This window comes from Nocardioides palaemonis, assembly GCF_018275325.1.
Taxonomy (GTDB): domain Bacteria; phylum Actinomycetota; class Actinomycetes; order Propionibacteriales; family Nocardioidaceae; genus Nocardioides; species Nocardioides palaemonis.
This window is the reverse complement of record NZ_JAGVQR010000004.1, coordinates 1,044,456-1,065,808: the sequence shown is the minus strand read 5'-3', so window position 1 is coordinate 1,065,808 and position 21,353 is coordinate 1,044,456. Positions and strand designations below refer to the sequence as shown.

Sequence of the window (21,353 nt, the reverse complement as noted above, 5' to 3'; positions counted from 1 at the left end):
GTGCCTCCCGTCACGCTCAGCCGACGTCCTGGCGGGCGGCGTAGTTGTCGACGGTGAGGCGGGCGTCGTCGAGCGAGTCGGCCTCGATCCCCTCGCGGACCTGCTCGGCGTCGATGTCGCTCAGCCGGTCGAGGTCGACGTCGGTGGTCTCGTAGGGGTGGGACAGGGAGACGCCGGGCAGGGAGGCGTCGATGCCGCGGAAGATCGCGACCTTGCCGTCCTGCTCGGCGACGTAGAACTGCTGCTGGCTCCACGACCAGCCCGCGGCGACGACCACCCAGGCGAGGCCCAGCACGACCGCGAGGACGAGCAGCCGCCGCAGCCAGGCGAACCGGTGCGGGGCGCGGGGGGCGTAGCGGGCGGTCTCGTGGTCGATCGGGTCGGCGGCGAAGGCGCCCTCGGGCACGTCACCCGGCACCGGGGGGATCTCGCCGGTGTCGCCGGAGCGGTGGCCGCGGAAGAGGCCGCCGACCGCGCCGGCGGCCCCGGCGAGGGGCGTACGCCGCGGCAGGTCGGCCGCGGCGCCCACCAGCAGCGGCACGAGGTCCTCGGCCGGCGGCTGCTCGCTGACCTCGGCGACGACGCAGGTGACGTTGTCGGTGCTGCCGGCCTCGAGGCTGGCGCGGACCAGCTCGACGGCGGCGAAGTCGGGCGTGCCGCTGGTGAGGATGTCGGCGATCCGGTCGTCGGTCAGGGTCCCGCAGGCGCCGTCGCTGCAGACCAGGACACGGTCGCCGGGCTCGGCGGGGAACTCGAAGAGGTCGGGCTCCTCGTGGCGGATGCCGTCGAGGGCCTTGAGGATGAGGTTGCGGTGCGGGTGGGTCCGCGACTGCTCCTCGGTGATCCGGCCCTCGTCGATGAGCGACTGCACGAAGGTGTGGTCGTGGGTCAGCTGGCGCAGTTGGCCGCGGCGGTGGAGGTAGGCCCGGCTGTCGCCGATGTGGCCGATCGCGAAGCGGGTGCCGTCGAAGAGCGCGACGGTGGCGGTGGTGGAGGTGCCGTTGAGGGCGGGGTCCTCCTCGACCAGCTCGGCGATCCGGTCGTCGGCGCGGTGGAGCGCGCCCGCCACCTGGCCGACGACGTCGTCGTCGGGCTCGCGGTCGAGCTTGCGCAGCGCCTGGACCGCGGTGCTGGACGCGAGGTCGCCGCGGACCGCACCGCCGACGCCGTCGCAGACGGTGAGCAGCCACGGACCGGCATAGCCGCTGTCCTGGTTCTCGCGGCGGACCCGCCCCACGTCGGAGATCGCGGAGTAGTGGAGGTACATCACTTGCGCAGCTCCAGGATGGTCTTGCCGACGCGCACCTGCACGCCGAGGCCGATCGTGGTGGGCTGGGTGATCCGGACGGGGCCGACGTAGGTGCCGTTGGTGGAGCCGAGGTCCTCCACGAACCACTCGTCGCCGCTGCTGGCGACCCGGGCGTGGCGGGTGGAGACGTAGTCGTCGTCGAGCTTGATCGCGGCGTCGCTGCCCCGCCCGATGAGCAGGGGAGCGTCGGCGAGCTCGGCGCGGACGCCGGGGTTCTCGCCCTCGACGACCAGCAGGTGGGTCGGCGCGCCGCGCCGCGGCTTGCGCGGCGCCTTGGTCTTGCGGCCGGTCGGGACGGGGCCGGTGCCGCGTGCGGTCTCGGGCACGCGGGCGCCGAACATGTCGGAGCGGATCACCGAGATCGCCGAGAGCACGAAGATCCACAGCACGGCGAGGAACGCGGCGCGGATCAGGAACAGGGTGAGCTCAGACATTCCAGCCCCCGGCCTCGTCGCGGCCGCCGTCGATGCGGACCGTCATGTCGGTGTGGCCGATCCGGATGGTCGACCCGTCGCGCAGGTGCGCGCGGGCGACCTTCGTGCCGTCCACGAGGATGCCGTTGGTCGAGCCCAGGTCGACCGCCTCGACGCCGTCGACCGACACCTCGAGCTCGAGGTGTCGGCGGCTCACGCCGGGGTCGTTGATCCGCAGGTCGGCCTCGGTGCCACGCCCGATGACCAGGCCCGGCGGGCGGAGCGGGTGGCGGGTGCCGTTGACCTCGAGGGTCGCGTGCGAGGCACGGGTGCGGGTGCGCTGGTCGTTGTCGGTGACGCTCGCCTGCGCCTTGCTGCGGATCCGGAACCGCCCGGTGGTGAGGTCGTCGGCCTGCTCGAACCCGATCGTGATCGGGCCGGTGAAGACGTAGCCCTGCGCGTCGGCGTGGTCCTGCAGCTGGTCGACGAGGTCCTGTTCCAGCGCGCGGCCGAGGCCGCCGATGCGCTCGAGGTCGGTGGCGGACAGCTCGACGTGGAAGTCGTTGGGCACCAGGCGTCGCTGGCGGCTCATCACCTGGGCGTTGTTGTCGCACTCACGCTGCAGCGCGGCGGCGATCTCGACCGGCTGCACCGCGCTGCGGAAGGCGCGGGCGAAGGCCCCAGAGATGAGTCCCTCGAGCCGCTGCTCGAAGCGCTGCAAGGCGTTCATCGGCGGGGCCTCCTCTCCTTGCGCTCGGGTCGCGTCGTCGTGGTGGGCAGGCGTGACTGGACCGCCCGGCCGGTGCGGCCGAGCGTACCGGCCGAGCGCCGCCGCGCCACTCAGCCGCCCCGGTGCCCACCCGTCGGAGCGTGACGAACCGGGCGATTGGGTGGCCGTGCGCCGGGTGGGGTAGCCTGAGCCCGCTTCTGGCGCGAGTGGCGGAATAGGCAGACGCGCACGGTTCAGGTCCGTGTGTCCGAAAGGACGTGGGGGTTCAACTCCCCCCTCGCGCACCAGGGCCGGTTTAGGTATTACCGGTCCAGCGGTTTAGGTAATAGAAAGGGCCCCTGGCCTGCGGAGACGCAGACCAGGGGCCCTTCTGCTGCACCTAGCTCAGGCGGCCATGCCGCCCGCGTTGGCGGCGTTGTCGCGCACCCGCGCCGCTGCCTGGTCGGCGGCGTAGCGGCTCGAGAACGACTCTCCAGAGCTCGCGACCTTGTCGGAGCCGCGCCACGCCCGCCACCGCCAGGCGCCACCGGCGTCCTGGTAGATGTCGTACCGCGCGGTCTTGGCCCCGGCCTTGAACGAGGCCGCCGCTCGCTGGGCGTTGTGTCGCGAGGCGAACGTTTCTCCGGCCCACGCGACCATCTCGTTGTTGGCGGCGTAGAGCCACCAGCTCGGCTGCCCAGCCGTGTTGTCACCAACATGGAATCGCCACATGGCGATCCTCCAATCTCCCGCATGAGCGGGCTCTTGCGCGAGCGAGGGACGTGGTGATGTCATGAACGTTCTTCCGTACGGCGACATCGCGTGTCCCGTGCACCTCAGCGCCCGGCCTGGCAGCCGGGCGCTTTGGCTTTTCGCGCGGGTTTCGCGCCACCTGAGATCTCAGGGGCACGTCCAGTGAACCCCGTCTTGCGGACCGCGCGTCGCACCGAAGTGGCGTGTCGCGCAGGATTTCGCGGTGATATCGCGCGGATAAACAGCCGTGTAGTTCGGCGCGCCTGACCACACGAGGACGTTCGTCGCGCCAGACTGAGCGTGTAGGACGGGAATCGATTCGCGCGGATAGGCGGACACATGGACGATCGACAGGAACAGACGTCGCTAGGCCAGATCGCGAGCTACTGCGGTCGCTTGTCGTGTCGGAAGCCGATCGTGCAGGAGATCGGCCCGGGCCGCCGCAAGGAGTTCTGCTCGGAGACCTGCCGGCGCGGAGCTGATCGCGAGTACAAGCGCGCGAAGGCGCACGTGGAGTTCTTCGAGGAGCAGCTCCGCCGAACGCAGCATGAGGTGGCCACTTATGGTCGGCGAGCCGACGAGGGCGTTCTGACCGCCGACGAGGTGCTGCGGCTACAGGCTGATGCCCGAGTTGCCTTGACCCGCGCCGCGACGGTCGCGGAGCTCGGCAGCGATCAGCCTGAGCGGATTCGCGCGGAACTGGACGCACTCATCGCAGCGGTCCGCCCGATCTTGGACGCAGGCCAGACGCTGCTCGCGGTTCACACCGCGTAGACAGTCGCCCCGGCACGCTCACGTGGTTGCTTCAGGCGCGGATGCCCCCTGGCCCTTCGCCCGAGGCGGGTCCTCGACTACCGCGCGCCACCCGGCTTGGTGCGCCGCAGTCGATTAGGCTCCCTCTTGCGGGGACGAGCGCGTGGTGTCAGCCGTCTCGGCTTTCCTCGTGCGACCGCGGTCAGCCTCGCGATCCCCCGAGTGTTCGGTGGGCAACACCCATGCCCATAACGCCAGGAAGGCCAGCCGTGGCTCTGAAGAAGTCGGATCTCTACTCGTCGCTCTGGAGCAGCGCTGACGAACTGCGCGGCAGCATGGACGCCAGCCAGTACAAGGACTACGTCCTGACGCTGCTCTTCGTGAAGTACGTGTCGGACAAGGCCAAGGCTGACGCATACGCCCTCATCCAGGTGCCCGAGGATGGCTCGTTCGACCACCTGGTCACCCTCAAGGGCAAGTCCGATGTCGGCGAGAAGGTCAACGTCGCGATCCGCAAGCTCGCGGAGGCGAACGACCTCCAAGGCGTCATCAACAACGCCGACTTCGACGACCCGACCAAGCTGGGCCCTGGCAAGGAGCTCCAGGACAAGGTCTCCAACCTCATCGGCATCTTCCAGGACATGGACTTCTCCGGCTCGAAGGCCGAAGGAGACGATCTCCTCGGAGACGCCTACGAGTACCTGATGCGGCACTTCGCCACGCAGTCAGGCAAGAGCAAGGGACAGTTCTACACGCCGGCCGAGGTCTCTCGCGTGATGGCCCAATTGCTGCAGATCCCGGCGGGGACGCCCAAGGCGACAACTGTCTACGACCCGACGTGCGGTTCCGGGTCGCTGCTCATCAAGGTGGCCGACGCCGCACCGAACGGCCTGACCATCTACGGCCAGGAGAACGACAACGCCACCTGGGCGCTCGCTCGGATGAACATGATCCTCCACGGCAACGAGACCCACGAGATCGTGCAGGGGAACACCCTCTCGGACCCGAAGTTCCGAACAGGCGACAAGCTGGCGACGTTCGACTACCTCGTCGCCAACCCGCCGTTCTCGGTAAAGACCTGGAGGAACGGCTTCGACGAGGACTACGACCGCTTCGACGGCTTCGGCTGGCCGCCGGACAAGAACGGTGACTACGCCTTCCTGCTGCACATGGTGAAGTCGCTCAAGTCGACGGGCAAGGGCGTGGTCGTCCTGCCTCACGGCGTCCTCTTCCGGGGCAACGCCGAGGCAGCCATCCGCACCGAGCTCGTCAAGCGCGGCTACATCAAGGCGATCATCGGCCTGCCTGCGAACCTCTTCTACGGCACGGGCATTCCAGCCTGTCTCATCGTCCTCGACAAAAACGACGCCCAGGCGCGCACCGGCATCTACATGATCGACGCCAGCAAGGGCTTCGAGAAGGACGGCCCCAAGAACCGCCTCCGGCCCCGAGACATGCACAAGATCGTCGATGCCTTCGTCAACCAGAAGGAGATCGACCGCTACTCCCGCATGGTGCCGCTGACCGAGATCAGCGACCGCAAGAACGACTACAACCTCAACATCCCGCGCTACATCGACAGCTCCGAACCCGAGGACATCCAGGACCTCCACGCCCACCTTCAGGGCGGCATCCCGAACCGCGACCTCGACGCGCTGCAGCCTTACTGGAACGCGTTCCCCGGCCTTCGCGGCCAGCTCTTCAAACCCCTTCGCGAGGGCTACTCGGAGCTGATCGTCGACAAGGCGGACATCCAGGCCACGGTCACCGGCTCGCCGGAGTACGTCGCCTTCGAGGAGGGTACGTCCGCAATCGTCGATGCCTGGTGGGGGAACAAGCGGAAATTGCTTGTAGACATCACTGGCACGACGCGACCGAATGACCTCATCCACGGCGTGTCCGAGGCGCTTCTCGACGACTTCCGTCCGAGGCCGCTGATCGACGAATACGGCGTCTACGAGCAGCTGATGAGCTACTGGAACGCCTCGATGCACGACGATGTCGCCCTCATTGTCAGTGAAGGCTGGGATGGCGCCGGGAAGCCGCGCCTTGCGCGTGCCTGGAAGGACAAGAACAACAAGACCAAGTTCGAAGACGCCCACATCGTGACTGGCGCTCGCGCGGCCGCGAAGCGGTGGGTCATGGACCTGATCCCGCCCGAGTATGTGATCGCCCGCTTCTTCCCGACTGAGAAGGCAGAGCTTGACCAACTCATCGCCGAGCAGGAGGCCGCGTCTCAAGCCGTGGAGGAGTTCACCGAGGAACACGCCGTCGAGGAGGGCCTGCTCTGGGAAGCCGTCGAGGACGACAAGATCAGCAAGACACTCGCTGCTGCGCGGCTCCGTGTCGCGAAGCGAGAGGGTGCGGAGGCCGACGAACTCCAGGCCCTGCAGCGGGTCATCAAGCTGTACGACGCTGAGGCTGCTGCGAAGAAGGCGGTAAAGGAAGCGACTGCCAAGCTCGAAGAGCAGGCGTTGGCCCACTACGGGGCGCTGTCGGTCGAGGACGTTCAGGTGCTGGTGATCGACGACAAGTGGGGTGGCACGATCCGTGCTCGCATCGGAGCGGAGGTTGTTGTGCTCGGCCAGGCTCTTGTCGGGCGGCTCCGTGTGCTGGCCGATAGGTACTCGTCCACGGTTGGCGAGTTGGAGGCTGACCTCCACGACCTCGGCGCGCGGGTTTCAGCACACCTGGCGGCTATGGGGGTCAAGCCGTGACTTCTGACGGTTGGCGGGAGGTTGGCGTCGACGATCTCGTGGCTCGAACACCAAACGCTCTGGCTACGGGACCATTTGGCTCAGCAATCAGCTCGCGATTCTTTCGCGCCGCCGGTGTGCCCGTGATCCGCGGAAGCAATCTTAGTGTGGATCCCGAAATTCGCCTGAAGGATGAAGGTCTCGTCTTCCTCGAATCCGCTAAGGCGGCGGAGTTCTCACGTTCCGTCGTTGTTCCGGGTGACCTCGTATTCACGTCATGGGGCACGATCAACCAGGTCGGGTTGATCGATGGTTCGGCAGCGTACGAGCGATATGTGATCTCCAACAAACAGATGAAGATGACGCCCGATCCGAACAAGGCTTCGGCAGAATTTCTCTATTACCTCTTCTCGGCGCCCGCAACACAGCAAGAGATCCTGGATGGCGCTGTCGGTACGGGAGTTCCAGGCTTCAACCTCACCCGGCTCCGTTCGATGCGTTTCCGTGTTCCGCCTCTTCCGGAGCAGCGGGCGATCGCGACGGCAATCTCTGAGGCAGATGCGCTTGCGACCAAGCTTCGTGAGCTGATCAAAAAGAAGCGCGAGATGTTGCAGGGCATGATGCAGGCGCTCTTGACGGGTCAGACCAGACTGCCCGGTTCATCAGGCGATTGGCACGGGTTGCGCGTTGCTGCTGCGTCGCATCTCAAGGCGCGCATTGGTTGGCAGGGCCTGACCACTCAGGAGTACCGCCACTCTGGGGATTATCGCCTTGTCGGTGGTACCGACTTTCGCAATGGCCGCGTGGACTGGGAGACGACGCCGTACGTGGACAAGTGGCGGTTCGACCAGGACCCCAACATCTGCGTGAAGGTCGGTGACGTCCTGCTGACCAAGGACGGGACGATCGGGAAAACGGCGTTCGTGAATTGGCTGCCCGGCCCGGCAACTCTGAATAGCGGTGTTTTCGTGTTGCGACCGAAGCGGGGTGCGTATGACCCAGAGTTTCTGTACTGGATGTTGCGGTCGCGCATGTTTGAACGATTCGTCGCAGGACTTAGCGCCGGTTCGACAATCAACCACCTGTACCAGCGCGACCTCGTCACCTTGGAGCTTGACGTGCCTCCGACAACTGAGGAGCAGAGCGCGATCGCCGCGGGCCTTTCGCAACTCGATCAGGAGATCTCCACGCTTGAGCAACGCCTAACCTCCGCCCGCGCCATCAAGACCGGCATGATGCAGGAGCTGCTCACCGGCCGCACCCGTCTTCTCGTGGAGGCTGCTTCATGAGCAACGTCGGCCAGAAGGAACGCGAGACCCAGAACCGAGTCGTGGCACATTTCCGTGATCGCCTGAAGTACGAGTACGGCGGCAACCGGGAGGACCGGGATAACACCAACATCGACGAGGCGCTGCTTCGTCAGAACCTGCTTGCGCGCAAGATCGACGACGAGCTCGTCAATCGCGCCATCCAACAGCTCCTGACCGCCGCCTCGTTGGGATCTGGTCAGTCGCTCTACGACGCCAACCGCAGGGTGTACGACTTGCTGCGCTACGGCGTGAAGGTCAAGAAGGACGTCGGGGAGAACTTCGAGACCGTCTGGCTCATCGACTGGGGCAACCCGGACGCGAACCACTTCGTTGTGGCGGAGGAGGTCACGGTCAAGGGCGAGCACACCAAGCGCCCCGACATCGTGCTCTACGTCAACGGCATCGCGCTGGGAGTCATTGAGCTCAAGCGCTCATACGTCAGCGCGAGCGAGGGCATCCGCCAGAACATCGGCAACCAGAAGCAGACCTTCGTGCGGCCGTTCTTCACGACGGTGCAGCTGCTTTTCGCCGGCAACGATGTGGAGGGCCTGCGCTACGCGGTCATCGACACTCCGGAGAAGTACTGGCTCGAGTGGAAGGAGGCCAAAACGAGTCAGCTTGGCGTCGATGTCGCCAATCCGCTGGACCGGGCCATCACGCAGATGTGCTCCAAGGAGCGCTTCCTCGAGCTCATCCACGACTTCATCGTGTTCGATGCAGGCACCAAGAAGACCGCGCGGCACAACCAGTTCTTTGGGGTGAAGGCGGCTCAGGCCCGCATCCGCTCGCGCGAGGGCGGCATCATCTGGCACACCCAGGGCTCGGGGAAAAGCCTGACCATGGTCTGGCTCGCCAAGTGGATTCAGGAGAACCAGACCGACGCCCGCGTCCTGATCATCACCGACCGAACTGAGCTCGACGAGCAGATCGAGAAGGTCTTCGGCGGGGTCAATGAGAAGATCACGCGGTCGCGCTCCGGCGCGGAGATGGTCACGCTCCTCAACCAGAGCCAACCGTGGCTTATGTGCTCGCTCGTGCACAAGTTCCGTGGTTCGGACGACGATTCCTCGCGCGACGAGGATGCGGCGGACTTCATCAAGGAACTCAGCGGCAAGATCCCGGCGGACTTCAAGGCCAAGGGCAACCTCTTCGTTTTCGTCGACGAGGCGCACCGCACACAGGCGGGCAAGATGCACCGCGCAATGAAACAGCTGCTGCCGGAGGCGATGTTCATCGGCTTCACTGGTACCCCGCTGCTCAAGGCCGACAAGATGACGAGCATCGAGACCTTCGGGTCGTTCATCCACACGTACAAGTTCGACGAGGCCGTTGGCGACGGCGTCGTACTCGACCTGCGCTACGAGGCGCGGAAGGTCGACCAGGAGCTCAAGGGTGCCGCACAGGTCGACAAGTGGTTCGACCTCAAGACCCAGGGCCTGACCGATCTCTCGAAGGCTCGCCTCAAGAAGCGCTGGGGCACGATGCAGAAGGTCACCTCGGCCAAGTCCCGCGCGGAGATGATCGTCCAAGACATACTCATGGACTTCGCGCGCGAACCCCGGCTGATCTCCGGACGTGGAAACGCCATGCTCGTCGGCGACGACATCTACCAGGCGTGCAAGTTCTACGAGCTCTTCGCTCAGGCCGGATTCAAAGGCAAGGTCGCCATCGTCTCCAGCTACGTTCCCAACGCCACCAAGATCTCCAAAGAGGATGCCGGCGCGGGCGACAACGAGGAACTCCGGAAGTACGACATCTATCGGCAGATGCTCAGTGACTACTTCAACGAGCCCGCCGACAAGGCTCTGCTTCGCATCGAGGAGTTCGAGAAGGAGGTCAAGCGCCGCTTCATCGAAGAGCCCGGCCAGATGAGACTGCTCATCGTTGTCGACAAGCTCCTGACGGGCTTCGACGCACCGAGCGCCTCCTACCTCTATATCGACAAGAAGATGCGAGACCACGGGCTCTTCCAGGCCATCTGCCGCGTCAACCGCCTCGACGGCGACGACAAGACCTACGGCTACGTCATCGATTACCGCGATCTCTTCAAGTCCCTCGACAAGGCCATCACCGACTACACCTCCGAGGCTCTCGACGGCTACGCCAAGGACGACATCGAAGGTCTCCTTGAGGATCGCATCAAGCAGGAGCGCGAGGACCTGGACGAAGCGCTCGAAAGGGTCAAGGCGCTCTGCGAGCCGGTCGCCGCACCCAAGGGAACGGTCGAGTACCAGCACTACTTCGTGGCATCCGTGCCGGGGGACGCTGAACAGATCAAGGACAACGAGCCGAAGCGCGTCGAGCTCTACAAGTCCGTCGCTGCACTCGTCCGTGCCTATGGCGCCCTCGCTAACGACATGGACCGCGCCGGCTACACCCCTGCCGAAGCCAAAGCCATCAAGGACGACGTCACCCACTTCGTCGCCGTCAAGAACGAGGTCGAGGTCGGTGCCGGCGAGAACATCGACATGAAGCAGTTCGAGGCGGGCATGCGTGCGCTCCTCGACACCTACATCCAGGCCGACCCCGTGGAGCAGGTCGCGACCTTCGACAAGGGTCTTGTTCAGCTCATCGTCGAGCGCGGCGCCGACGCCATCGACACGCTGCCCGAGGGGATCAAGAAGAGCCCTGAGGCGGTCGCCGAGACGATCATCAACAACGTCCGCAAGACGATCGTTGACGAGCGGGCGATGAACCCGAAGTACTACGACCGCATGTCGCTGCTCCTCGACGCCATCATCGAGCAGCGACGCCAGGACGCGATCGAGTACGCGGACTATCTGGCCAGGCTTCTAGAACACGCCGAGAAGATTGGCAAAGCCGAGTCCGAAGCAGGCGTCACCTACCCGGACTGGGCCACCACGTCGGCCCGGCGCGCGCTCGTCGACTTCGCGTGGCCACAGGGCGTCGAGATCGACATCGAGTACGTCCACGGCGTCATCCAGAGCGCCAAGGAACACGGCTGGGCGGGCAACCCAATGAAGGAGCGCGCTCTGGCTCGTGAGCTGCGCAAAGTACTGCCAGACGGCTTCGACAGCCAGAGCATGAAGGAGCTCATCGACCGACTCAAGGAGCACGATGAGTACCGCTAGCGCCTACCTCACCGTCGCGGGCCTTGGCGTCGACGTCATCTACAAGGACATCAAGAACCTGCACATCTCGGTGTACCCGCCGGTCGGTCGAGTGCGAGTTGCAGCGCCGCAGCGTACCGACGAGGACACCATTCGGCTCGCGGTCGTCCAGCGCTTGCCGTGGATCAAGCGCCAGCGCGCGCAGCTCCAGAATGCCGAGCGCCAGTCGGAGCGACGGATGCTCTCGGGCGAGACCCACTACGTATGGGGCCAGCGTTACCAGCTCGACGTCTCGCGAACCAGCGGCCACTACAGCGTCGAGGCCAAGGGCAAGACGCTCTGGGTAGTGACCCCGGCGGGCACCGACTCCGATGGTCGCCGCTCGACCTTGGATCGTTGGTATCGCCGTGAACTCAAGGCAGCCGTCGCACCGCTCATGCACAAGTGGCAACCGCTCATCGGTGTCGAGGCGAACAAGGTCGTCGTACGACGCATGAAGACCAAGTGGGGCAGTTGCGTCGCCCACTCTCGCACCATTTGGCTCAACCCCGAACTCGCGAAGAAGAACCCGCGGTGCCTGGAGTACATCGTTGTCCATGAGTTGACGCATCTTCTGGAGCGCGGCCACGGCGAGCGCTTCCTCGAACTCATGGATCAGTTCATGCCCGACTGGCGCGTCCGTCGTGACGAGCTGAACAGCGCGCCTTTGGCCGAGGAATCCTGGTCGTGACCAGCACTCACTCCGGTCCTTGACGGCCACTGCCCGGGACGGAGGTCTGGCGCCGCAGTGTTGATCGAGCCCGCAGCGCGGCTCGAAAGCCCTCGCGAGAGGCCTGTTGCGGCCTACGATGCTCTTCGGAGGTGACGGCGCGTGCCCAGAGTGGACAGCATCGAGAGTCGGATTGAGCAGATCGAGGGCTTCCGTGTGCGGATCTTGCGCAACGGTGCCGACGCCTATGGGAACCTCGAACTCCCTGTCCACTACCGCAGCTACGAGCGCAAAGCCAACGACAGCGCCACCGTGCATGAGTGGAAGCAGGCACGGTTCCGCCCCACCTTCGTCGGCTTCGACGTCGAGGTGCTCGATGGCTACGGGCGACCGGTACACGGATCCACGTCGCTGCGAACCGTGCGGCAGAGCTACAACTGACTAGATCCCAGCGGTGCAACCGGTCGCCGGCGCTGGTGCGCGTCACCACCAGCACCGCCAGCCGAGCGTATTGGACTCAGACTGCCCGCAGGTGCGCCCCATTGCGCTTCTGTCGGCGAGTTGCCTCTGCCTCGACGTCGCGGCGTGCGGCATCCCGTAGTGCCATTTCCTTCTCGATCGCGATCTCGCGGTAGGCGTCTCGCTGGGCCTCGATGGGGCGAACTAGGGAATCGACGAAGGGCCCCAAGTCCCCGTCCCGGGTGAGGTCGCGCAGCCGTGCGCCGCCCGACTCGTCGATCGAGTTGTATGGATCGTTCACGGGGTCCCCCTCGAGGTCCTCAGGATGGGCTCGCAGAGTACGCGAGCTCGCCGGATCAACGGAAGGTCCCGTTGATGCTCGTTCTTGGACCACCGACGTCATTCAAGGCTCAAAGCACGCTGACCTGTAACCGGTTTCCCGGACACCGATGCTGAGGCGATGATCGTCTCGAAGAGGAGTCCGCCATGCCGGCACCCAAGGACCCGGAGTTTCGTCGCAGGGCTGTTGAGCTCGCGCGGTTGCGGGAGAAGCCTGTCGCGCAGATCGCGAAGGATCTCGGGATCGCTGAGTCGGGTCTGCGTCGTTGGATGGCGCAGGCTGATGTCGATGACGGCAAGCGCGAGGGCCTGACGAGCGACGAGCGGGCCGAGCTGGTCCGGCTGCGTCGGGAGAACCGCACGCAGGCGATGGAGATCGAGATCCTGAAGCGGGCCAGCGCCTACTTCGCCCGGGAGAACGTGCTCCCAAAATAGGGTTCCGGCTCGTTCGTGAGCTTGCCGCTGACGGGTTCCCCGTCGCGGTGGCGTGCCGGGTCCTGGGCGTGTCGACGTCGGGCTACTACGAGTGGGCCAAGCGGCCGCCGTCGAAGCGTGATGTCGAGGACGCTTACCTGCTCGACGTGATCATCGAGGTTCATGCCGCGGCGCGGGCCACCTACGGCGTGGGGCGGGTCCATGCCGAGCTGGTGGTGGGCCGCTCGCACCGGGTGGGGCGGCGCCGGGTCGCACGTCCGATGGCCTGCCACGGCCTGGCCGGGGTTCACCGCAGGCGGTGGCGTCACCATCAACGAGCCGAGGCGACAGGGCCCGATCACGTACAACGCCAGTTCGTCGCCGACGCCCCGGATCGCTTGTGGGTCACCGACATCACCCAGCACCGCACCAGCGAGGGTTGGGTCTACTGCGCCGCCGTTCTCGACGTCTTCAGCTGCCGGGTGGTGGGCTGGTCGATCGCGGACCACCTGCGCACCGACCTCGTCGTCGACGCACTCGAGATGGCTCGGCTGCGCCGAAGGCCGGCCGGGACGATTCTGCATTCGGACCGCGGCACCCAGTACACGTCGTGGTTGTTCGGGCACCGGCTCCGCGAAGCGGGACTGCTCGGGTCGATGGGCAAGGTCGCCTGCGCTTACGACAACGCGCTCATGGAGTCGTTCTGGGGCTCGATGCAGATCGAGCTCCTCGACCGCCGCTACTGGTCGACCCGGACGAACTGGCCACCGCGATGTTGGCGTGGATCGAGGCGTTCTACAACCCGATCCGCAGGCACTCCGAACTCGGTTACAGGTCACCCGTCGAGTTCGAACGCCTTCACAAGACCGCCAACCCGGCGGCATGATCACCACACAGAAACCGTCCGGAGAACCGGTACAGGTCACGATTGTTTTTGACCTAGGTGGGGTATAGGTAGGTCGCCTCTACCAACGGGGGGTTGGCTGCGCGGACGATGTGGTTTCCTTGTCCATCCATCCGCCGCGGCGTTTTGAGCGGCGTCGAAACGTCATAGAAACGCCAGGGGGGACTGTGCCGACCTCGTCAACGACTTCTGAATCGCTTGCGGTGCCGGAGGGTGGCGTGAAGTTGTTGGATGTGACGTGGCCGCCGGCGGTGCGGGAGACGGAGCCAAACGTTCCGTTGATGCATCAGGTTGTTACTGCTCAGTTGGCTGCCGCGAGGCAGGGCACGCATTCAACACGGACGCGTGGTGAGGTTCGCGGGGGTGGACGCAAGCCGTATAAGCAGAAGGGCACCGGCCGTGCGCGGCAAGGCTCGACGAGGGCCCCACAGTTCACTGGCGGCGGTGTTGTGCATGGCCCCAAGCCGCGGTCGTATGGCCAGCGAACGCCGAAGAAGATGAAGAGAGGCGCGTTGTTGGGCGCGCTGTCTGACCGGTTGCAGAGCGACCGGTTGGTGGTGATCAGCGGCTTCGGGCTGGAGCGGCCTTCGACGAAGCGGGCGCGGTTGCTTCTTGAGAGCATCGCGGATGACAAGGGCACGCAGTTCTTGGTGGCGCTGTCCAGGGACGAGCTTCACGAGCAGTTGTCGTTGCGAAATCTTCGGTCGATGGTGCATGTGAACTTTGTGGACCAGCTCAACACCCTCGATGTGTTGAACGCCGATTACGTCGTGTTCACCAAAGCGGCCTTCCATCAGTTCGCTGATCCGACGGTCGATACAGCTGAACAGAACGGTGCGTCCTCGGGCGCGGTGCCGACAGGCAAGGCCAGTGAACTGCTAGAGAAAGGACATGAGGATGGCAAGGTCAGCCCCATCAACCTCGATCTTTCAGCCGCCATCGAAGTCGCGTCAACCATGAGCGACATCGAGACCTACGTCCGTGATGGACAGCAGCGCCATGCCGCGTCCTTTGCCGCAGCCGAAATGGACGCGATCGCTGTGGAACAGCACGACGGTTTCGTCTTAATTTCTTGGCCCACTGCTCTGCGCGCCGCTGATGCGTTGACCCTTCTGCGTGGGCACGCCCAAGCCGAACGCAACACAAGCGACGTGACGCTGTACGCCGGGTCTGACGACCGGTCTATTGAGCACGAAGACGGGGATCCCATCGAGTGGCAGGAACTGTATGCGATTGGTGACCAGTTGCACTACGTGCGCCTCGAACTTGCCGATCGAACGTTGGTGTGGAGCAAGCCGGATGGTCCGTACGAGAACGAGAACCGATTCGCGAGCTTGGCGCCGAGCATTGGTTCTGACGATCTGTTTGCTCTCTTCGCAGAGACGAAAGCGAAGCGGGTCTCCAAGGTCATGCGGAGCGTTCTGGGCAGTTCTTCTTGGGTGATGAACGGTTTGCCCGAACTCGTTTGACTTCCATGTAGCCTGCTCCGGCTGCCACGCCCCTGTGTCAGCGGAACCGCAGGAGATCGAACACGATGGCCGCTGAGACGCGCATGCGCTACGAAGTCAACGTCGCGAGCGACATCAGGGAAGCTCCGAGCGGTCAGAAGACCCTCAAGTCCATCAAGGCAGGCACGCCCACAGACGCTCTGCAGCGTCTGGTCGGTTTCAACCTGGGAAGTGGCACAGCGACGTACTACGTGAAGTTCAAGTGTCAGCCCACCACTCCGATCGTGGCCTACGACGGCTACTCGGCAAACGGGCACCAGACAACGTCGGGCGACACGTGGGAGGGAGAGATCGAGGTGACTCCTGCCTTGAAGCGCCGGCAGGCCACCCCACGGTTCAACCTGCTGACCGTTCCCGCCGCAGTGCACGCCAAGACACCAGCTGCCATCCAGTGTGACGTGCGATTGAAGGCCCGCACGACGGTCATCCAGACCCGGGAACGCCTCTCCAAGGACGACCATCGCCATTGGGGCGCCTTCGTCGTCAACTTCGACGTCGCGCCGTGAGGCTCATCTCGTGAAGGACGGGTTGCCGTTCGCGCTGGCGCTCTTCTTCATCATCGCGCAGCCTGTGCTCGACCGGATTTGGCTCCAGCACTATATGGAGGTCTTGGACCCGGCTAATTCGGACAACATCGAGAACCCGGCGAAGTGGGTCGCTGACGTCGCGCAGTTCTTGCCGTCGGCGTCGCTGACGATCGTCGGTGTGGCGCTCCTTCTCCCGGAGGACGAGGGGAACGCGACTGTCATCGCGTACGTGGCCGGCGGTTTGATCGTGGCCTTCTTCCTGTTCGTTGCCGCCGGCACGCGCGGACGGCCCGGGGTGGAGCACGCGGTCCCGTATAGCTGGCTTCAGATCGTTCTGTTTGTTCTCAATGCGGTGGGCTTGATCCTTGCGATCGTCCAAGCGCAGGCCAAGACTCCAAGCTGACTGGCCATCGCGACGGAGACCCACCTAGAGCAGGACTGCTGAAGGTCTAGTTGTCGCTCGTGGTGAGTGGTTTCAGGCCGCGTCAGCGGCCGTGCAGATGGTCTCAAACTCGATCGGGGTGAGCTTGCCGAGGGCTCGCTGACGACGGCGACGGTGGTAGGTCCGTTCGATCCAGATGACGATCGCCAGGCGGAGCTCGTCGCGGGTGCGCCAGCGTCGCCGGTTCAGGACGTTCTTCTGCAGCAACGCGAAGTACGACTCCATCGTGGCGTTGTCGCCAGCTGCACCCACGCGTCCCATCGAGCCGGTCAAGTGGTGGTGCTTGAGCTCCTCCACGAAGCGCCTCGAACGGAACTGGCTACCACGGTCGGAGTGGACCGTGCACCCGGCCACCGCGGCCGGTCCACCGCGGCGCGCGACCGCGCTCGACAACGCGTTGACCGCGATGCGAGTCTTCATCCTGGAGTCGATCGAGTAGCCCACGATCCGAGTCGAGCAGACGTCCTTGATCGCGCAGAGGTAGGGCTTGCCCTCGTCGGTGTGGTGCTCGGTGATGTCGGTGAGCCACAGCTGGTTCGGGCCGTGAGCGGTGAAGTCACGTTGGACCAGGTCGTCGTGGGCCGGCGCCCGGCCGCTTGGCAGTGCCGCGTTTGCGGCTGTGCGCAGAGAAGATCCGAGCTTGGGAGCACAGGAGCCACACCCGTCGCTCCGAGGCGACGTGGCCGGCGGCGAGCTCGTCGGCGACGAACCGGTAGCCGAACTCGGGGTCGTCGGTGTGCACGTCGAGCGCGGCGTTGGTCAGGTAGGCGTCGTCGAAGTTGCGGCCGCTGACCGGGTTCTTGTCCCAGGCGTAGAAGGCTTGGCGGGAGAGGCCCAGCACCCGGCAGGTCACCGCAACGGGGACCGGGAATGTCTCGTCGTCGGCAAGGTCACGGACCAGCGGGAACGTCATCTGGGGACTGGCTCAGCTTCAGATGCGCCTGCGAGGTGGACCGCTGCGCGGCGCAGCACCTCGTTCTCCTGCTCGAGAAGCCAGAGCTTCTTCCGGTCCTCACGTAGCTCGGCGTTCCCACTGCTGGTGACACCGGGCTTCACACCGTCCTCGACGTCGGCCTTGGCGAGCCAGTTGCGCAGACAGGACTCGCTGATCCCGAAGTCACTGGCGATCTGTGCAATCGGTGCGTCACCGCGACGAGCGACCGCGACAACGTCATCACGGAACTCCTCGGGATGGGGAGCGGGCATGGTCGACCTCCTTCCAGCGGCGACTCCCGTCGCCACAGGTCAGGGGACAACCAAATTTTCAGCAGTCCCCGATTCGCAATCATCCGATGACCTGCGAACTTGAATCGGTCACCAGCATCGAAGGCCCCGGACATCGTCCGGGGCCTTCGGCGTTCCCGGGCGGCCTGCCGGTCGACGTGCTCGCCGTTCCCGTTGGCACGACCCTGCACGAGGTCCGCGCAGGATCAGGCTGGGGAATCGGCCTCGTCGAAACGACGCCAGAATCCGTTGCGCACGAGTACTCTGTGCGCGTTCTCCGTCAGGTGGTCGCCGACGATCGCGTCCGCGGTGTCCATAAGCTCGGTGTCGTACCTGCCCGGGATCGAGCGAACGGTCTCCCCACCGCGGGTGCGGAACGTCGTCGAGGCGATCTCGCCGCGGACTGATTCCCACGCAGGGCCGTACTGCTCGACCAAGGCATCGTGCGCTGCCCGACCGACACTGATCAATTGGTCGTCGCCCCACGCGGAGCCCAGTGCGTCGTCGCTCGGCGCCGCGTGGTCGTGGTTGGAGGAGGTGCTGAGGAGCGTGGACCGGAAGTGATCGACCTGGCTGTCCGAGGTGAGAGGCACGTCAGAGCTGGGGTCGTTGTCCGTGTCGGTCTCGGGGACGAACGTCGACGCCCAGTGAGCAGGCAGGACCTTCCAGTCGTCGACGACGCGGAGGAGCCGGCTGGAGATCTGGTCGCGCTGGTCCCGGTCGGCAATCCCCCAGAGGTGGACCACGAGACCGTGCTGTCCCGCGGCGTCGAGCTCTTCTTCCATGTCCTGGTCGCCGGTCAGGACCACAAGATCCGTCACGGCCTTGTTCTGCGACAGAGCGAGGATGTCGCGCTGGATCAAGCGATCGACTCCCTTCTGCCTCCCGTTGCTCATGCTCCCGACCCGGAGCTTGACGCGATTGACCCGGCCAACCGCACGCTGCTGGACGTTGGGTACCCGGTCGGGAGCGCCGTCGTACCAGTACGTGCGCAGCACGCGGAGCTCGTCGCCCTCGGCTTCTTCCACCAGTGCCTCGATGAGTGGGACGCCGTACCCGATGAGGGGAACCTCGCGCCTGTGCTGCCGACCGACAGCCTTCGCGACCTGCTTCCAGACGTATCCCGCATCGATCAGGATCGCTGCCGTCCGACCCGCCATGTCCGTCCCCCGTTCGATGTGTTGCGCCGTGTTGGGCGCCTGCGCCGCCGACCATGGAGCGAGTGGGTCGCAGCACAGGCCCTATCCCCCAGTCGACGACGTAGTTGACCGAGACTGCCGGGCGACATCTCCGTCCTGCGGCACGATCACCGATTCTGGTGACGTGGCCGTTCCCGGGCTCCCGATGCGCCAGGGACCTCCGGCCGCCTGCCCCCACCCGCGCGCACCACGGGGGTGGCACGCACGGGCCACCCGCCCCGGGACGTCCGTCCCGCGCGCCCCGGGACCATGGGCCCGTTCGCTCCCGGCTGCCTCAGGAGGCCCCCGGCGACGCCGATCCGACGCTCGACAAGACCTCTCGGGTCTTCCCTGCGGACGGAGCCCACGTTGGATGCGATGGACGGCCTCGACGAGATCATCGGCGAGTTCCTGGTCGAGAGCCACGAGAACCTCGACCAGCTGGACCGCGACCTCATCGCGCTCGAGCGCGACCCCTCCTCCTCCACGCTGCTCGCCAGCGTCTTCCGCACCATCCACACGATCAAGGGCACCAGCGGCTTCCTGGCGTTCTCGATCCTGGAGTCGGTGACGCACGTCGGCGAGAGCCTGCTGGCCCGGCTGCGCGACGGCGAGCTGGCCCTGACGCCGGGCCTCACCAGCCTGTTGCTCGAGGTCGTCGACGCCGTGCGGTCCCTGCTGACCAACATCGAGCACACCGGTGCCGAGGGCACCCAGACCTACGACGACCTGGTGGCCCGGCTGGCCGCCGTGCTCGACGGCGCGCTGCCGGAGGACCCGGCAGCGCCCGAGGCCACCGACGACAACGCGGAGGCCGACGAGCCTGGCGAGGACGGAGACGTCGAGGAGTCGGCCGAGGACGAGGAGCCCGAGGCCGTCCTGCCGGCGCCCACCACCCTGGGTGTCGTCCCCCCGCGCGCCCCCGAGGCCGCCGAGGGCCCCGACCCGGCTGCGTCCGAGGAGCCCGCCGAGGGGCGTCGCTCGGTCGCCGACAGCACCATCCGCGTCGACGTCGCGCTGCTCGACTCGCTGATGAACCTGGTCGGTGAGCTGGTGCTCACCCGCAACCAGATGCTCCAGCGCGCCGCGACCCGCGAGGACGTCGAGCTCGCCCGCACCACGCACCGGCTCAACCTGGTCGCCGGAGAGCTGCAGGAGAGCGTGATGAAGATGCGCCTGCAGCAGATCGACACGCTGTGGAGCAAGCTGCCGCGCGTCGTCCGCGACCTCTCGGTGCAGCTCGGCAAGACGGTCGAGCTGGACATGCGCGGCAAGGAGACCGAGCTCGACAAGACCATCCTCGAGGCGGTCCGCGACCCGCTGACCCACCTGGTCCGCAACAGCATCGACCACGGCATCGAGAAGCCCGACGTCCGCACCGCGCAGGGCAAGCCGGCCCACGGCACCTTGTCGATGCGCGCCTTCCACGAGGGCGGCCAGGTCAACATCGAGATCACGGACGACGGCGCCGGCATCGACCCCACCCGGCTGCGCGACAAGGCCGTGTCGAAGGGCCTGATGGACCGCGAGACCGCGGCCAGGCTGAGCGACCACGAGGCCGTCAACCTGATCTTCACGCCCGGCTTCTCGACCGCCGAGGGCGTGACCAACGTGTCGGGTCGCGGCGTCGGGATGGACGTCGTGCGCACCAACATCGAGCGCATCGGCGGCGCGATCGACCTCTCCAGCGAGCCCGGCGAGGGCACCACGGTCCGGATCCGGATCCCGCTCACCCTGGCGATCATCCCGGCCCTGGTGGTCGCGGCGGCGGGCCACCGCTTCGCGATCCCGCAGGTCAACCTGCTCGAGCTGGTCCGGCTCGACGCGGCCCAGGCCGCGACCGCGATCGAGAGCGTGCACGGCTCGCCCGTCTACCGGCTGCGCGGACGACTGCTGCCGCTCGTCGACCTGCGCGAGCAGCTCGACCTGCCCGCCGTCCAGCGCGAGACGACCTACGTCGCGGTGCTCAAGGCCGACAACCAGCAGTACGGCCTGGTCGTGGACGACATCCTCGACACCGAGGAGATCGTCGTGAAGCCGCTCGGCACCCACCTGCGCCAGCTGCCGCTCTACGCCGGAGCCACGATCATGGGCGACGGCGCCGTCGCGCTCATCCTCGACGCCACCGCACTCGCCCGCCGCGCCGGCATGACCCCGGAGGCCGAGCTCGGCACCCTCGCCGCCCACGGCACCGACGCCGGCGAGGACGCCGCGTCGCTGCTGCTCGTCGAGCTCGGCGACGGTCGCCGCGCGGCGATCCCCGTCGCGGCGGTCGACCGGCTCGAGGAGATCGAGCGGGGCCGCATCGAGCGCGCCGGCCACCACGAGGTCGTGCAGCACCGCGGCCAGATCCTGCCGCTGGTGCGCCTCGACCACGTCCTCCACGGCGACGCCGGGCACCAGGGCCTCTCGACCCTCCAGGTGGTCGTGTGCCGCCAGGGCGAGCAGCAGGCCGGGGTGGTCGTCAACGCGATCCTCGACATCGTCGAGGCCACGCTGGAGGCGCGTACGCCCCTCGACTCCACCGGCGGAGACGGCTCGGCCGTCGTGTCCGGCCACGTCACCGAGCTCGTCGACATCGCCCAGGTCTTCGCCGGCCTCCCGTCCGGCGGCCGCCTGGCCTGGTCGGCCTAGG

Annotated in this window: 18 protein-coding genes, 1 tRNA gene and 1 pseudogene; 13 read left to right on the top strand and 7 right to left on the bottom strand. The window is 66.1% G+C overall.

Annotation, left to right across the window (positions count from 1 at the left end):
• Positions 1-16: 16 nt before the first annotated feature.
• Genes KDN32_RS20865 through KDN32_RS20855 form a run of 3 tightly spaced genes read right to left on the bottom strand, consistent with a single transcriptional unit; the run spans position 17 to position 2,452 of the window.
• Positions 17-1,267, bottom strand: coding sequence for a PP2C family protein-serine/threonine phosphatase (locus KDN32_RS20865; RefSeq protein ID WP_211735085.1), 1,251 nt, complete (start codon positions 1,265-1,267; stop codon positions 17-19).
• A complete protein-coding gene (locus tag KDN32_RS20860; protein ID WP_211734472.1) occupies positions 1,267-1,743 on the bottom strand; it encodes an FHA domain-containing protein FhaB/FipA in 477 nt (158 codons plus the stop codon). The genes KDN32_RS20865 and KDN32_RS20860 overlap by 1 nt, the downstream gene beginning before the upstream one ends.
• Entirely contained in the window at positions 1,736-2,452 is a 717-nt protein-coding gene (locus KDN32_RS20855) for an FHA domain-containing protein (RefSeq protein ID WP_211734470.1), read from the bottom strand. The genes KDN32_RS20860 and KDN32_RS20855 overlap by 8 nt, the downstream gene beginning before the upstream one ends.
• A 200-nt stretch (positions 2,453-2,652) precedes the next feature.
• Here KDN32_RS20855 and KDN32_RS20850 point away from each other — a divergent pair.
• Positions 2,653-2,739 (top strand) — tRNA-Leu (locus KDN32_RS20850).
• 97 nt (positions 2,740-2,836) lie between these two features.
• Here KDN32_RS20850 and KDN32_RS20845 read toward each other — a convergent pair.
• Positions 2,837-3,163: a DUF1508 domain-containing protein gene (locus KDN32_RS20845; protein ID WP_211734468.1), complete on the bottom strand. Its 327-nt coding sequence runs from the start codon at positions 3,161-3,163 to the stop codon at positions 2,837-2,839.
• A gap of 360 nt (positions 3,164-3,523) precedes the next feature.
• Between KDN32_RS20845 and KDN32_RS20840 the strand changes: the two genes are divergently transcribed.
• The 6 genes from KDN32_RS20840 to KDN32_RS20815 all read left to right on the top strand — a co-directional run bounded on the left by KDN32_RS20840 (position 3,524) and on the right by KDN32_RS20815 (position 12,164).
• Positions 3,524-3,958 carry a hypothetical protein gene (locus KDN32_RS20840; RefSeq protein ID WP_211734467.1) on the top strand — a complete coding sequence of 145 codons (435 nt, stop codon included), beginning with the start codon at positions 3,524-3,526 and terminating at the stop codon, positions 3,956-3,958.
• Between the two features lie 248 nt (positions 3,959-4,206).
• The gene (locus KDN32_RS20835; RefSeq protein WP_211734465.1) at positions 4,207-6,654 is read left to right on the top strand and encodes a type I restriction-modification system subunit M; all 2,448 of its coding nucleotides are present in this window, start codon (positions 4,207-4,209) and stop codon (positions 6,652-6,654) included.
• Positions 6,651-7,922, top strand: coding sequence for a restriction endonuclease subunit S (locus tag KDN32_RS20830; RefSeq protein ID WP_211734462.1), 1,272 nt, complete (start codon positions 6,651-6,653; stop codon positions 7,920-7,922). The genes KDN32_RS20835 and KDN32_RS20830 overlap by 4 nt, the downstream gene beginning before the upstream one ends.
• Positions 7,919-11,035 carry a type I restriction endonuclease subunit R gene (locus KDN32_RS20825; protein WP_211734460.1) on the top strand — a complete coding sequence of 1,039 codons (3,117 nt, stop codon included), beginning with the start codon at positions 7,919-7,921 and terminating at the stop codon, positions 11,033-11,035. The genes KDN32_RS20830 and KDN32_RS20825 overlap by 4 nt, the downstream gene beginning before the upstream one ends.
• Positions 11,022-11,744, top strand: a complete 723-nt coding sequence (locus KDN32_RS20820) for a M48 family metallopeptidase (protein ID WP_211734458.1) — start codon at positions 11,022-11,024, stop codon at positions 11,742-11,744. The genes KDN32_RS20825 and KDN32_RS20820 overlap by 14 nt, the downstream gene beginning before the upstream one ends.
• Positions 11,745-11,894: 150 nt before the next feature.
• Positions 11,895-12,164, top strand: a complete 270-nt coding sequence (locus KDN32_RS20815; RefSeq protein ID WP_211734456.1) for a hypothetical protein — start codon at positions 11,895-11,897, stop codon at positions 12,162-12,164.
• A 76-nt stretch (positions 12,165-12,240) separates the two neighbouring features.
• Here the strand turns inward: KDN32_RS20815 and KDN32_RS20810 are convergent, their stop codons facing one another.
• Positions 12,241-12,483: a hypothetical protein gene (locus tag KDN32_RS20810; protein ID WP_211734454.1), complete on the bottom strand. Its 243-nt coding sequence runs from the start codon at positions 12,481-12,483 to the stop codon at positions 12,241-12,243.
• Positions 12,484-12,668: 185 nt separating this feature from the next.
• Between KDN32_RS20810 and KDN32_RS20805 the strand changes: the two genes are divergently transcribed.
• The 5 genes from KDN32_RS20805 to KDN32_RS20785 all read left to right on the top strand — a co-directional run bounded on the left by KDN32_RS20805 (position 12,669) and on the right by KDN32_RS20785 (position 16,277).
• Positions 12,669-12,956 carry a transposase gene (locus tag KDN32_RS20805; RefSeq protein WP_211734452.1) on the top strand — a complete coding sequence of 96 codons (288 nt, stop codon included), beginning with the start codon at positions 12,669-12,671 and terminating at the stop codon, positions 12,954-12,956.
• Positions 12,953-13,873, top strand: a complete 921-nt coding sequence (locus KDN32_RS20800; protein ID WP_211735083.1) for an IS3 family transposase — start codon at positions 12,953-12,955, stop codon at positions 13,871-13,873. Before KDN32_RS20805 ends, KDN32_RS20800 begins: the two co-directional genes overlap by 4 nt.
• Positions 13,874-14,006: 133 nt before the next feature.
• Complete coding sequence (gene rplD / locus KDN32_RS23565) at positions 14,007-15,308, top strand: 50S ribosomal protein L4 (RefSeq protein ID WP_372446587.1); 1,302 nt, start codon at positions 14,007-14,009, stop codon at positions 15,306-15,308.
• 65 nt (positions 15,309-15,373) lie between these two features.
• The gene (locus KDN32_RS20790) at positions 15,374-15,853 is read left to right on the top strand and encodes a hypothetical protein (protein WP_211734450.1); all 480 of its coding nucleotides are present in this window, start codon (positions 15,374-15,376) and stop codon (positions 15,851-15,853) included.
• Between the two features lie 10 nt (positions 15,854-15,863).
• On the top strand, positions 15,864-16,277 hold the full coding sequence (locus KDN32_RS20785) for a hypothetical protein (RefSeq protein ID WP_211734449.1): 414 nt from the start codon (positions 15,864-15,866) through the stop codon (positions 16,275-16,277).
• 72 nt (positions 16,278-16,349) lie between these two features.
• Here the strand turns inward: KDN32_RS20785 and KDN32_RS20780 are convergent.
• A pseudogene (locus KDN32_RS20780) lies at positions 16,350-17,522 on the bottom strand (IS3 family transposase).
• A 224-nt stretch (positions 17,523-17,746) separates the two neighbouring features.
• A complete protein-coding gene (locus KDN32_RS20775) occupies positions 17,747-18,700 on the bottom strand; it encodes an NYN domain-containing protein (RefSeq protein WP_211734447.1) in 954 nt (317 codons plus the stop codon).
• A 396-nt stretch (positions 18,701-19,096) separates the two neighbouring features.
• On the opposite strand from KDN32_RS20775, the gene KDN32_RS20770 reads away from it, so the two are divergent.
• Positions 19,097-21,352, top strand: a complete 2,256-nt coding sequence (locus tag KDN32_RS20770) for a chemotaxis protein CheA (protein WP_211734445.1) — start codon at positions 19,097-19,099, stop codon at positions 21,350-21,352.
• Position 21,353: the final 1 nt, after the last annotated feature.